This is a genomic window from Paracoccus fistulariae, from assembly GCF_028553785.1.
Classification (GTDB): Bacteria; Pseudomonadota; Alphaproteobacteria; order Rhodobacterales; family Rhodobacteraceae; genus Paracoccus; species Paracoccus fistulariae.
On the sequence record NZ_CP067136.1, the window covers coordinates 3,315,467 to 3,328,447 of the forward strand.

Sequence of the window (12,981 nt, forward strand, 5' to 3'; positions counted from 1 at the left end):
CCCTGAACTGGCCCGGCATCCGGGCGATCTTTCACCACGAGATGTCGCGCTTCTTCCGCACGATCATGCAATCCCTGCTGTCGCCGGTGATCTCGACCGTGCTGTATTTCGTGGTCTTTGGCGCGGCCATCGGCGGGCGGATCCAGTCGGTGGATGGCGTCCCCTATGGCGCCTTCATCGTGCCCGGCCTGATGATGCTGACGGTGCTGCAGCAATCGGTCAGCAATGCCAGCTTCGGGATCTATTTCCCGAAATTCAGCGGCACGATCTTTGAATATCTGGTCTCGCCCGTGGGCTGGATCGAGGTGACGATGGGCTTTGTCGGCGCCGCCGCCACCAAGGCGATCCTGATCGCGCTGGTGATCCTGCTGACCAGCTTCTACTTCGTCGGCGTCCATATCCTGCATCCGTTCTGGATGCTCGCCTTTCTGTTCCTGACCTCGCTGGGCTTTTCGCTGCTGGGCTTCATCATCGGGCTGTGGGCGAAATCCTTCGAGCAGTTGCAGATCGTACCGATGATGGTGATTACGCCGCTGGTCTTTCTGGGCGGCGCCTTCTATTCGGCCAGCATGCTGCCGCCCTTCTGGGAAGCGGTGGCAAAGCTGAACCCGGTGCTTTACCTGGTTTCGGGCTTTCGCTGGGCGTTTTTCGGGCTGGCCGATGTGCCGGTGGGCGTGTCGCTGATCGCGGTCTGCGTGATGATCGCGGTCTGCATGGCGATCATCCGCTGGATCTTCGCAACCGGTTGGCGCCTGCGCGAATGACGGGTCAATTGCGGCGGCGTCTGGCCGGGATGCTGTCGCAGATCGGCGTTTGCGGATCCAGCCGGACATAGTCGCGCGCGCTGATCACATTCATCTGCAGCGACCGGTTCCAGCCGCCGAACCAGCGGTCGCGGATGCCGTTGCGGTAATAGCTGCCCATGATCTGATCGACATAGGGCGGAATGATCGAGGTATTGGGGATGCGCGGCGCGTGAAAACCGACCCGCGCCCGCGGCCCCAGACAGGCATTGCGCATGGTGATCAGCATGGTGCAGGCCGACCGGCAATAGCCCCGGATCCGCACGATCTTGCCCGAATTTTCCAGTTTCGAGCGGGTCTGCGTCATCTCGACCACATTGCCGCCGCGATCATCGACCACATCGATGAATTGGCCCCGGTCGATGATCCGGGCCTCGGCCGCGCCGCTGATCGCAAGGATCAGGAAAACGGCCAGAACCGGCGTGATATGGCGTGACATTCTGTTCATCCGCTCAATCTGCGTGATCGCCCGCACAAGCGAAAGCCACGGCTGCGTGATAAGATGCCGCAGGCACCAATATGTTACACATGGTTCACTTTCTGCCCCTGGTTGTGCCAAAGTCGAATGCAGCAGTCCTGAGTTTATGAGAACATTTATTGGTGCTAATCAAAGGAGCATCGTAAATGTCAAATCGTATTCTCTGGATCGTGATGGGCGTGATCTCCATCATTGCCGGGATCTTCGCGCTGGCCAACCCGTTTTCGGCGTCGCTTGCGGCGGAACAGCTTGCGGGTTGGGGGTTCCTGATTGTCGGCATCCTTGACCTGATCGCGGCCTTTCGCAGTGACGAGCGTAGCAAGATCTGGGCGATCCTGCTGGGGATTTCGTTCATTCTGCTGGGCATCATGCTGATCGCACGGCCCCTGCAGGGCGTTGTGGCGCTGACCGTCGTGGTGGCGACACTGTTCCTGATCTCGGGCGCGTTCAAGGTTGTCTGGTCCTTCCAGCTTCGCGGCACGGGCGCATTCTGGATGGTGCTGCTCAGCGGTCTGCTGTCGCTGTTGCTGGCCTTCATGATCTTCGCGAACTTCCCGGCCTCGGCGATCAGCATCCTTGGCATCCTGCTGGCGGTGGAACTGATTTCCAGCGGCGTGTCGATGATCGCGCTGTCCTCGGTCATCGCGGACTCCTATCGCAGAAACTGACGCAGCAGATGTGACGGGCGGCAGTCGTCGCCCGTCTGGCCAGCCATACAAGGCTTCCCTTGCTTTTGCGCAGGGCTGAACCTAGTTACGCCAGCATGTCATTGAACCCGCCCATCATCCGCCCCGATCTTGCCCGCGCCACGATCCCCGAGGAACGCCGCGCCGGACAGCCCACCATTGGCATGGTCAGCCTTGGCTGTCCCAAGGCGCTGGTCGACAGCGAACGGATCCTGACCCGCCTGCGGGCCGAGGGCTATGCGATCAGCCCCGATTATGCGGGCGCCGATGCGGTGATCGTGAACACCTGCGGCTTTCTGGACAGCGCCAAGGCCGAATCGCTGGACGCGATTGGCGAGGCTTTGGCCGAAAACGGGCGGGTGATCGTCACAGGCTGTCTGGGGGCCGAGCCGGACTATATCACCGGCGCCCATCCCAAGGTTCTGGCCGTCACCGGCCCGCATCAATATGAATCGGTGCTGGATGCCGTGCATGGTGCCGTGCCGCCCGCGCCCGATCCCTTTATCGACCTGCTGCCCGCATCCGGCGTCAGCCTGACACCGCGGCATTACAGTTATCTCAAGATTTCCGAGGGCTGTAATCACAAATGCAAGTTCTGCATCATCCCCGATATGCGCGGGCGTCTGGTCAGCCGACCGGCCCATGCCGTGATGCGAGAGGCCGAAAAGCTGGTCGAGGCCGGGGTCAAGGAGTTGCTGGTCATCAGTCAGGACACCTCGGCCTATGGTGTCGATCGCAAATTCGCCGAAGAGCGTGGCCACCGCGCCCATATCACCGATCTGGCCCGCGATCTGGGCGGACTTGGGGCGTGGCTGCGGCTACATTACGTCTATCCCTATCCGCATGTGCGCGACCTGATCCCGCTGATGGCCGAGGGGCTGGTGCTGCCCTATCTGGACATCCCCTTCCAGCATGCCCATCCCGATACGCTGAAGCGCATGGCACGCCCCGCCGCTGCCGCAAAGACGCTGGATGAGATCGCCGCCTGGCGCGCGATCTGCCCCGAGATCACGCTGCGCTCGACCTTTATCGTCGGCTATCCGGGCGAAACCGAGGCCGAGTTCCAGACCCTGCTGGACTGGCTGGACGAGGCGCAACTGGATCGTGTCGGGGCGTTCCAATATGAAAATGTCGCGGGTGCCCGCGCCAATGATCTGCCCGATCACGTCCCGGCCGAGGTGAAGCAGGACCGCTTCGACCGCTTCATGGAAAAGGCGCAGGCGATTTCCGAGGCCAAGCTGGCCGCCAAGGTCGGTCAGCGGATCGAGGTGATCGTGGATGAGGTCGATGCCGAAGGCGCGACCTGCCGCACCAAGGCCGATGCTCCGGAAATCGATGGCAACCTGTTCATCGACGAAGGTTTTCAGGATCTGAAACCCGGCGATATCGTCAGCGTGACCGTGGATGAGGCGGGCGAATATGATCTGTGGGGCCGTCTTTGATCACGATCAGTCCCGCCTTTGATCCGGCGGGGCTGCCGCGCAAGCCCGGTGCCCTGTGCATCGGGGCGCAGAAGGCGGGCACATCCTGGCTGGCGCAGATGCTGGGCCAGCATCCGCAGGTCTGGGTCTCGCCCTTCAAGGAAGCGCAATATTTCAACCACCGCTTCATTCCCGGCCATCGCAAATGGATCGGCTGGCACTATCGCAACAAGCCGCAGGAGATCCGCGAACGCCACCGCCGCCGCGAGGTGCCGATGCCGCCGGAACTGGACGCCTATCTGAACGCGATCACCAGTGGAAAAATGTTCCATAATCAATGGTACAAGCGCATCTTCGCGCCCGCACCGCAGGGGGCCATGCCGCTGGACATTACCCCGGAATATTCAGGCCTGCCGGACGAGGGCGTTGATTTCGTCCGCCAGTTTCTGCCCAAGGCAAAGATCATCTATCTGATCCGCCATCCGGTCGATCGCGCGATCTCTCAGCTTCGGATGAATCTGCAGCGCAACAAGCGTCATCCTCAGACGGATGCGGAATGGCTGGCCGAAATCGACAGCCCCGAGTTGTTCGAACGCGGCGATTACGCGGCCTGTCTGCCGCGCTGGCAGGCGCGCTTTCCCGATATGCTGGTGATCCCCTTTGGCCGGATCGCCCGCGCCCCCGCAGCGGTCATGGCAGAGGTTCAGAACCATCTGGGAATTGCTGCTTTCGACTATCGCGATCTGACCCAGAAGGTTTTTGCCAACCCGGAAGGGGTGCTGGAACCGCCGCCCGTGGCGGTCGAGGCGCTGGCCCGGCGGCTTCAACCGCAGCTTGACTACCTGCAGGCGGCCTTTCCAACCGAATTCTGCCAGAATATTCGCTGAGCTTTGCCGCCTGCGGGGCATGAGGCGGCTTCAATTCCAGCCCTGCATGGCCTAGATACCCAGCAACAGTGTGCAGGAGAGATTCCGATGGCGGCCTATCAGTTCGTTTATCACATGGACGGCGTGTCCAAGACCTATCCCGGCGGCAAGAAGGTGTTCGAGAACATCCGCCTGAACTTCCTTCCCGGCGTGAAGATCGGCGTGGTCGGCGTCAACGGCGCCGGTAAATCGACGCTGCTGAAGGTGATGGCCGGTCTGGACAAGGATTTCTCGGGCGAGGCCTGGGCCGCGAAGGGAGCGACTGTCGGCTATCTGCCGCAAGAGCCGCAACTGGACGAGTCGCTGAATGTGCGTGACAACGTCATGCTGGGCGTCGCGGCCAAGAAGGCCAAGCTGGACCGCTATAACGAGCTGGCGATGAACTACTCGGACGAAACCGCCGAGGAAATGGCCAAGCTGCAGGACGAAATCGACGCCGAAAACCTGTGGGATCTGGACAGCCAGATCGACGTCGCGATGGAGGCCCTGCGCTGTCCGCCCGACGATACCGATGTCTCGACCCTGTCGGGCGGGGAACGCCGCCGGGTCGCGCTGTGCAAGCTGCTTCTGGAACAGCCCGACATGCTGCTGCTGGACGAACCGACCAACCACCTCGATGCGGAAACCATCGCCTGGCTGCAAAAGCACCTGATCGAATATCCCGGCACCATCCTGATAGTTACCCATGACCGCTATTTCCTGGATGACATCACCAGCTGGATCCTGGAACTGGATCGCGGCCGGGGTATCCCATACGAAGGAAACTATTCCGCCTGGTTGGAACAGAAGGCCAAGCGGCTGGAACAAGAGGCCCGCGAGGACAGGTCGAAGCAAAAGACGCTGGAACGCGAACTGGAATGGATCCGCGCCGGTGCCAAGGCCCGTCAGGCCAAGCAGAAGGCCCGGATCAACGCCTATAACGAAATGGCCAGCCAGTCCGAGCGTGAAAAGCTGTCGCGCGCGCAGATCATCATCCCCAATGGCGAACGTCTGGGCAATAAGGTGATCGAGGTGGACGGGCTGAAAAAGGCCATGGGCGACAAGCTTCTGATCGAGGGTCTGGAATTCAACCTGCCTCCGGGGGGGATCGTCGGCGTGATCGGTCCGAACGGGGCCGGTAAATCGACCCTCTTCCGGATGCTGACCGGGCAGGAACAGCCCGATGACGGTGCCATCACCTATGGCGATACGGTCAATCTGTCCTATGTCGATCAGTCGCGTGATGCGCTGGACCCGAACAAGACCGTCTGGGAAGAGATCAGCGGCGGGGCCGAACAGATCGAACTGGGCGATGCGACGATGAACAGCCGCGCCTATTGCAGCGCCTTCAACTTCAAGGGTGGCGATCAGCAGAAGAAGGTCGGCCAGTTGTCAGGCGGTGAGCGCAACCGCGTGCACATGGCCAAGCTGCTGAAATCGGGCGGCAACGTGCTGCTGCTGGACGAACCGACCAACGATTTGGACGTGGAAACCCTGCAGGCGCTGGAAGCCGCGCTGGAGGATTTCGCGGGCTGCGCGGTGATCATCAGCCACGACCGTTTCTTCCTTGACCGTCTGTGCACGCATATCCTGGCCTTCGAAGGCGATGCCCATGTCGAATGGTTCGAGGGCAATTTCGAGGCTTACGAGGAAGACAAGGTCCGCCGTCTGGGACCGGACAGCATCGAGCCGAAGCGGGTCAAGTACAAGAAATTCACCCGCTAGCCTGTCACGCGGCGCAGACATGTGACCGGGATCCCTCATCAGTCCCTGATGGGGGATTTTGCTTGTTCGCTTGCCGGTTATGCCGTGATAATCTCGGCGCGCAAATCTTTTACGCCATCTGAATAAGGCTTTATCCGGTGCATCCTGTCCTTCGCGCGCTTGCGTATGTGTTTTCTTTTTCTGTGATCTCTGGTGTCGCGGCATGGGCCGGGACGGGGGCAAACAGCGCGGCGGCCGATCTTTCGGCCTGCCAGACGGGCGATCAGGAGGCCTGCCTTCGCGGCGCCCGGTCCGCGCAAGCTGCGGGGGATAACGCGCTGTTGCAGGTCTTTTCGGAAACGGGCTGCGCCCATGGCAACGTGATTTCCTGCAGTGATGAGGGCATGCTGATTATCGCGGGTCTCAATCCGGACGGCGATCTGCAGCGTGCCGTGACATTGGTTCAGCAAGGCTGCGACCGGGACTATGCGCGGGCCTGTACCAATCTGGGCTACCTGCATTTTACCGGCACCGCAGTTTCGCAGAGCCCGGAAAAGGCGGCCAGTTATTACCGGCGCGGCTGCGACGGCGGCAGCGCCGCGGGCTGTCGCAATCTGGGGCTGATGGTGGCGCAGGGCGACGTGCCCCAGAAAGGTCTGCCGAGTGTTGATGAACTGTTGGATCGCGCCTGTGATCTTGGCGACGTTACCGCCTGCTGAGCCAGGCCAGATGAGGAGTTGAAATGAAGGACTGGCTGCAATCGGGTTGGATCCTGCGCCTGCGCGAGGTGCTGGGGAAGATGTGGGTGCGGGTCGTGCTGTACAGCCTAGCCGGGATCGTGCTGGCGGTTGTCGCGCCATTCGTCGGGCCCTATCTGCCCTTCACGCCCGAGATGGATCTGGCCTCGGGTGCCGTGGATTCGCTGTTGAACATCATCGCCTCAAGCATGCTGGCGGTGACGACATTCTCGATGTCGATCCTGGTCGGCGCCTATGGCTCAGCCACTTCCAATGCCACGCCCCGCGCCGTCCGCCTGCTGGAAGGGGACAAGACCGCGCAGACGGCGGTGTCGGTCTTCATGGGCTCTTTCATGTTCGCGATCGTCGGCATCGTCTGCCTGGCGGCAGAGCTTTACAGCGATCAGGGCCGGGTATTGCTGTTCGTCGCCACGCTGGTGGATATCGCGGTGATCGCCTCGGCATTGTTGCGCTGGGTGAACCATCTGAATGATTTCGGCCGGATGAGCGATATCATCGACCGGATCGAGCGGGCCTCGCTGCCTGCGGCGCGGCTGTATCGCGACCGTCCCTCGCTGGGCTGCGTGCCGCGCCCGCTGGAGGAAACCGAAACAACGGTCATGCTGAAGGTCCAGAAATCGGGCTATGTCAAATTCGTCGATATGAACAGGCTGCAGACCGTGGCCTCGGCCGAGGATCTGCATGTCGAAGTCCTTCGCATGCCCGGCAAATATGTCCATGAAGGCGAGGCGCTCTTGCGTCTGAGCAGGCCCGCAAGCGAAAAGAGCCAGAAGCTTCTGCGTGAGGCATTCAGCCTGGGCGAGTCCCGCGCCTTCGATCAGGATCTGTTCTACGGCATGATCGTTCTGGGAGAGGTGGCCAGCAAGGCGCTGTCGCCGGGGATCAACGATCCGGGCACCGCGATCGAGGTTCTGCGTGCCGGCACCCGGGTTCTGCGCGTCTTCCACGGCACGCCGGACAAGGAAAATTCCAACTATTTCGACCGTGTCCACACGCCCCCGATCGACGTGCATGCGCTTTACAGAACCTTCTTTGCGGCGATTGCGCGCGATGGGGCGGGGCTGATCGAGGTGCAGGAAACGGTGCAGGATTCGCTGTCCTCGCTTGAAACCTTCGGCGATCCTGCCGCAGCGCGTATCGAGGCTGCCCGCGCCCGCAAGCGCGCCTCTGACGCGCTGGATCAGGAATGGGAGCAGGAGACGCTGCGCAATGCCTGAGGCGGCCCTCAGCGTATCTTGCCCTTCCAGCCGGGCGGGCGCTTTGCGACCCATCGGAAGAACTTTGCCAGTTCGGGATGGCCGCGCAGCGCCTCGACCGTGTTGTAATGGCGCGCAAGCTCGGTTTCGGTGATGGTCTTGTGGATCATCGAATGGCAGGCCTGATGGATCAGCACCACCGGCCCGCCCTTGCCGCCGCGCAGCTTGGGGATCAGATGATGCCGGCTTTGCGGCACGCCCGGCGGGATCGGGCGGTCGCAAAGCGGGCAGATCGGGTCTGACGGGAAAGTGAGGTTCGGCATCCTGTCTGTCGGTTTACCCCCGCGTCCGGGACGCGGTAAGGCTGGGCTTCATCCGTGACCAGTGTAGCCGAAAGGAACCGCCATGCCGACCCGTCGCTTTGTTCTTGCCAGCGGTGCCGCCCTTGGGGTCGTTCCGGCCCTGCCGACATTCGCGCAAAGCGCCCAGCGTGCGAACCCCATGCCCGAGGAGTTGCGGCAGGCACTGGAACGCGATCCGACCTCGCCCGTACTGGGCAATCCGCAGGGCAATATCACGCTGACGGAATTCTTCGACTATAATTGCCCCTTCTGCAAAAAGATGGTCGGCACGATCCAGCAGCTGATTTCCAGCGACCCGCAACTGCGCGTGACCTATCGCGAATGGCCGGTCTTTGGCCCGGGATCGGATTTCGCCGCGCGGGCGTCTCTGGCCTCGCTGCAGCAGCGGAAATACTGGCAGTTTCACGCCGCGCTGATGGCCATGCGCGACCGTGCCGAGGAGGGCAGCGTCATGCGGGTCGCCCGTCAGGTCGATCTGGATGAGGCAAAGCTGCGCAAGGATATGCAGTCCGAGAACGTCGAAACTCATATCAGGAACAGCGCCGATCTGGCGCAGCATATGGGGCTGATCGGCACGCCGACCTTCATCTGCGGAGATGAGGCCGCCTTCGGAGAGCTGAGCCTTGACGACCTGCGCGAACTGATCGCCCGCGGGCGCGAGGCCCTGGGCGTCAGCAAGGCCTGATCAGTCCAGCATCTTGTTGAAACTGCACAGATCCAGCCCCTCGGGCGTCAGATAGTCGAAATGCCGTTCCACCGCGCGGGCGACATCCTTTTTCGAGGCTTTGGACATGCCACGCTTGCGCAGAATTTCGGGCGGGTGTCGCGGCGTGTCATTATCCCCGCGATGCGTGACGATATTGGGGAAATGCGGATCGGTGACGGCGACCAGCCGCTGCGGGATTGCGTAATGCCCGAAATCAAAGATCGTGCGCGATGAATGGCGCACGCAGGCACCGGCGCTGAAAAACGGGCTGAACCAGTTATAGATCCCCTCGGTCGGGCCATCGGTGACGCAGTAGAAGATCGAGGGGAAGCTGACGGCAAAATGCGCATTGCGCCACATGCAGACGGCGTGCCTGCGCAGGCGGCGGACGTAATCCTTGGCCACGCAATCATCGTCATCCAGCCGGAACTGCATCGTGTCCTTCAGGTCCAGGTCGATCTCTTCCGCGACCTGCTTGATCGCGTCCGAGATGTGGATCGGCGGCAGGAAGCGCAGAACCACCTGATCGACGCCGCGACAGATCTCGCGCAGCTTGTCCTGATATTCCAGCGGCATCCGGTCCGATGAAACGACCAGAAGCTGAAAATCCGCATCCGATTGATTGGCCAGCGACCGCAGCGTCAGGTGCTGAAAGGTCTGCAGCCGCGCCTCGATCCGGGCCGGGTCGAACAGCTCGATCGCCTTTTCGGCATAGATCCCCTCAAGCGCCTCATCGGGTTGGTTCTTATAGGCTTTCCAGTCGCCCCGCCCCAGCATCGAGAAACGGCAAACGCCCAATATGCGTACGTCACGGTCGTTCATGTCGGGATATCCTGCGCGTTAAAGGGCTTGCACCCGCTTGGAAAGGCGGCGTTCCAGACCATTCCCGCGATCACGATCAATGGCATAATCGATACTGGCCTGAACGGCATCCTCGGTCGGCGCGATCCAGCCCGCAGCGCTGTCGATAAAGCCGTTTTCGGCCAGTTGCTGCGCCAGAAGCTCGTGGTCCAACTCGCCCCAGCTATGGTGGTTCGTGTGCCGATGTTCCTTGTCCATCCAATGCGCGGTCAGGGCATTGATGACGACCGGCTGTCGCCCGGTCATGCCCTCAAGCTGCAGGGCAATCCACTCATGGGCGTTATTTTCGCGACGCAGGATGAAGGCGAATTTCTTCGAGGGGTCCGCGGTCATTCCCGCAATATGGAAGGCCGAACTGTCGATGCCCACGATATGCGTGGCCGACTTGTAATAGCGCAGCTGATCGACCAAGGGGATTTTTTCGGGGTAGAGCGGGGTATAGCCGTTGCGAACCATGTTTTCTTCGATGGCCTGTTCCGCAATCACGCCGCCGCGGCCAGAGAATTTGGCGCGCGAGATGTAGATTTTACGCGGTGGATCCGTCTCGATCCGATCGGTCAACTCGTGCATCGTTTGCTGATACTCGGGGGTGCCCTTGGCAATCTTGCCCAGACCGAAGCCCTGGCCGGGAACGATCAGTTCTTCGACCTCGATCGGCTCGGGCGCCAGGGTGACTTCGGCGTCAAGCCCAAGAAGATCCCAGTAATCCTGACGATAGGCGACCTTGAATCTGTTCAGGCCGGCATGTTTGGGGACAAAGATGATGCTGTCATATTTTTCGCGTTTGAAGGCCCAGCAGCGCGACATCGTCTCGACAATGAAGTGGCCGAAATGGCCGTAGAACAACCCGCCCCACATATGGCGACCCGGCAGACGCATGACGGGTTTTACGTCCGGGCTGCCGCCCAGCGTCATACGCGTGCCGCCCCGCCACAAAGACGCATGCAGGCAATCGCCGCCCTCTTCGCTATAGACGCCCATTGCCGGCCGCTGGACCGCCTGTGTCACGGGGCAGATTATCGCATTCTTGATGGTGACGATTTCGCGGGACCAGCCCTCATCGGGTAGGGGTTCGCTCATAGAATTTCCTTGGTCGTGATCAGGCAGAGGGTGCGCATCATCTTGCGCACCCTCTTACCCAAGTTCATGCAACTTCGAAAGGTATTTCCTGGGTCAGACCCATTCCCAGGGGCGAGTGAACTCTCCCAGCCGGGCCTTGACGGCCTCTTCATCGGGGCAGTTTTCGCGCGACAGCCTGGCGACCAGGCCGCGCTTCTTGTCATCGACAACCTCGATCACATGGGCGCCCGTGCCTTCCAACGCCGCATTGTAGACGCGGGTGATGGCCATCTTGCGCAGCTCGGGCTTGAAGATCTTGCCGATTGCGGTTTTCGGAAGCTCTGCCACGATTTCCAGATGTTTCGGCACTGCGGCGCGTTCGTGGATGTTCTGGCGCGCATGCTCCATCAGCTCTTCGGTGGTGACATCTGCGCCGGCGACCAGTTCGACATAGCAGCTGGGCAATTCGCCCGCGAAGGCGTCGGGCTGGCCGATGGCGCCGGCGAAGGCCACGGCGGGATGGCTGAGCAACCCGTCCTCGATCTCGGCCGGGTCGATATTGTGACCGCCGCGGATGATCAGATCCTTGGCGCGGCCGGTGATCCACAGATAGCCATCCGCATCCAGTCGGCCCAGATCGCCCGTGCGCAGATACCGCTCTTCGGTGAAAAGGCGGTGGTTCTTGTCGGCCTCGGTATAGGTCGAGCCGGGAAAGACGCCGGGGTTCGAAATGCAGATCTCTCCGACCACATCGGTGGCGCATTCATGCACATTGCCCGCATCGTCGTGGTTCAGGATGCGGATATGGGTATAGGGCAGGGGGATGCCGACCGAGCCTACCTTCTTCATCCCGTCAACCGGGTTACAGCTGACCAGACAGGTCGCCTCGGTCAGGCCATATCCTTCGGCGATCTCCACCCCCGTGGCCGCCTTGAAGCGGTTGTAAAGCTCGATCGGCAGCGGGGCCGAGCCGGAAATCGCCGTGCGCAGCGATGAGACATCGGCATCCACCGGCCGCTGCATCAGCGCAGAGATGGCCGTGGGAACCGTGATCAGGAAGCTGCATTGCCAGCGTTCCAGCAGCTTCCAGAAATTGTCGAAAACGCCGTCGCCGCGATAGCCCGCAGGCGTCGGCATCACCACATGCGCCCCCGAGGCGATGCAGGACATCAGGATCGGATAGGCCGCAAAGACGTGGAACATCGGCAGCGGGCACATCAGCACGTCGTTTTCGTCAAACAGCAACGAGCCGCCCAGCCAGCCGTTATAGATCATCCCCGAATATTTGTGCTGGGCGACCTTGGGCGTGCCGGTGGTGCCGCCGGTGTGGAAATAGGCGGCGACGCGATCTTCCTGCACATCCTCGAAATCAAGGCGGGTATGTTTCTGGCTGCTGGTCGCGGGTTCGAAATCCAGCACCTTGGCGTGGTGGCGGGCCTTCACCTTCGGGCGGATCAGCGGCACGATGAATTTCTTCAGCCCCGTCAGGTGCCGGTTCAGGTCGATCTGCACGATATGGGTGACATTCGGCGCTTCAGCCACGGCCTCGGCCGCCTTTTCGGCCACATCGGTTTTCGGGAAGGCCTTCAGCGTGACCAGAACCTTTGCCCCTGTCTCACGCAGGATGCCCGCGATCTGGGTCGCGTCCAGCAGCGGGTTGATCGGATTGACGATCCCGGCCGTGGCGCCTGCCACCAGAACGACCGGGGTTTCGATGCTGTTCGGCAACAGATAGGCGACGGTGTCATTCGGACCGACGCCAAGGCTGCGGAACAGGTTGGCGGTTTCGGTGACGCGCTCGTGGAACTCCTGCCAGCTGAGCGTCGTGGCGTGATCATTCGGCCCTGCCAGCAATTGAAAGCTGATCGCAGGCCGGTTCGGAAAGCGCTCGGCCGTGCGTGACAGGAACCCATAGAGGGTCTTTGGAAGATCGCGCGCCTCATAGGGCATTTCTTCCTCGACCGCGTTCCGGTCGTCATAGGTTGCAAAGCGGCTGCTCATTCGTCCTCCCCTTCCGGGACGATATTTTCTGTCCCGCTCCG

General features: G+C 61.5%; 13 protein-coding genes. 8 read left to right on the forward strand and 5 right to left on the reverse strand.

The features are described from left to right. Window positions 1-2: 2 nt before the first annotated feature. Window positions 3-764 carry an ABC transporter permease gene (locus JHX87_RS16390; RefSeq protein ID WP_271883886.1) on the forward strand — a complete coding sequence of 254 codons (762 nt, stop codon included), beginning with the start codon at window positions 3-5 and terminating at the stop codon, window positions 762-764. A gap of 4 nt (window positions 765-768) precedes the next feature. On the opposite strand, the gene JHX87_RS16395 is transcribed toward JHX87_RS16390, so the two are convergent. Continuing rightward, a complete protein-coding gene (locus JHX87_RS16395) occupies window positions 769-1,242 on the reverse strand; it encodes a hypothetical protein (RefSeq protein ID WP_271883752.1) in 474 nt (157 codons plus the stop codon). 185 nt (window positions 1,243-1,427) lie between these two features. Between JHX87_RS16395 and JHX87_RS16400 the strand changes: the two genes are divergently transcribed. The 6 genes from JHX87_RS16400 to JHX87_RS16425 all read left to right on the forward strand — a co-directional run bounded on the left by JHX87_RS16400 (window position 1,428) and on the right by JHX87_RS16425 (window position 7,972). Further along, the gene (locus tag JHX87_RS16400) at window positions 1,428-1,949 is read left to right on the forward strand and encodes an HdeD family acid-resistance protein (RefSeq protein ID WP_271883751.1); all 522 of its coding nucleotides are present in this window, start codon (window positions 1,428-1,430) and stop codon (window positions 1,947-1,949) included. A 95-nt stretch (window positions 1,950-2,044) separates the two neighbouring features. After that, window positions 2,045-3,409, forward strand: coding sequence for a 30S ribosomal protein S12 methylthiotransferase RimO (gene rimO / locus JHX87_RS16405; protein ID WP_271883750.1), 1,365 nt, complete (start codon window positions 2,045-2,047; stop codon window positions 3,407-3,409). Further along, window positions 3,406-4,275: a sulfotransferase family protein gene (locus tag JHX87_RS16410; protein ID WP_271883749.1), complete on the forward strand. Its 870-nt coding sequence runs from the start codon at window positions 3,406-3,408 to the stop codon at window positions 4,273-4,275. Before rimO ends, JHX87_RS16410 begins: the two co-directional genes overlap by 4 nt. Before the next feature lie 87 nt (window positions 4,276-4,362). After that, a complete protein-coding gene (ettA, locus tag JHX87_RS16415; RefSeq protein WP_271883748.1) occupies window positions 4,363-6,018 on the forward strand; it encodes an energy-dependent translational throttle protein EttA in 1,656 nt (551 codons plus the stop codon). Between the two features lie 320 nt (window positions 6,019-6,338). Further along, window positions 6,339-6,716: a tetratricopeptide repeat protein gene (locus JHX87_RS16420; RefSeq protein WP_271883747.1), complete on the forward strand. Its 378-nt coding sequence runs from the start codon at window positions 6,339-6,341 to the stop codon at window positions 6,714-6,716. A gap of 23 nt (window positions 6,717-6,739) precedes the next feature. Beyond that, complete coding sequence (locus tag JHX87_RS16425; RefSeq protein ID WP_271883746.1) at window positions 6,740-7,972, forward strand: DUF2254 domain-containing protein; 1,233 nt, start codon at window positions 6,740-6,742, stop codon at window positions 7,970-7,972. An 8-nt stretch (window positions 7,973-7,980) separates the two neighbouring features. Here JHX87_RS16425 and JHX87_RS16430 read toward each other — a convergent pair whose 3' ends face one another. Further along, window positions 7,981-8,274, reverse strand: coding sequence for an HNH endonuclease family protein (locus JHX87_RS16430; protein WP_271883745.1), 294 nt, complete (start codon window positions 8,272-8,274; stop codon window positions 7,981-7,983). A gap of 82 nt (window positions 8,275-8,356) precedes the next feature. On the opposite strand from JHX87_RS16430, the gene JHX87_RS16435 reads away from it, so the two are divergent. Next, window positions 8,357-8,998 carry a DsbA family protein gene (locus JHX87_RS16435; protein ID WP_271883744.1) on the forward strand — a complete coding sequence of 214 codons (642 nt, stop codon included), beginning with the start codon at window positions 8,357-8,359 and terminating at the stop codon, window positions 8,996-8,998. On the opposite strand, the gene JHX87_RS16440 is transcribed toward JHX87_RS16435, so the two are convergent. The 3 genes from JHX87_RS16440 to JHX87_RS16450 all read right to left on the reverse strand — a co-directional run bounded on the left by JHX87_RS16440 (window position 8,999) and on the right by JHX87_RS16450 (window position 12,940). Next, the gene (locus tag JHX87_RS16440) at window positions 8,999-9,841 is read right to left on the reverse strand and encodes a glycosyltransferase (RefSeq protein ID WP_271883743.1); all 843 of its coding nucleotides are present in this window, start codon (window positions 9,839-9,841) and stop codon (window positions 8,999-9,001) included. An 18-nt stretch (window positions 9,842-9,859) separates the two neighbouring features. Continuing rightward, window positions 9,860-10,960, reverse strand: coding sequence for a glycosyltransferase family 61 protein (locus tag JHX87_RS16445; protein WP_271883742.1), 1,101 nt, complete (start codon window positions 10,958-10,960; stop codon window positions 9,860-9,862). A 93-nt stretch (window positions 10,961-11,053) separates the two neighbouring features. Continuing rightward, the gene (locus JHX87_RS16450; RefSeq protein WP_271883741.1) at window positions 11,054-12,940 is read right to left on the reverse strand and encodes an acyl-CoA synthetase; all 1,887 of its coding nucleotides are present in this window, start codon (window positions 12,938-12,940) and stop codon (window positions 11,054-11,056) included. Window positions 12,941-12,981: the final 41 nt, after the last annotated feature.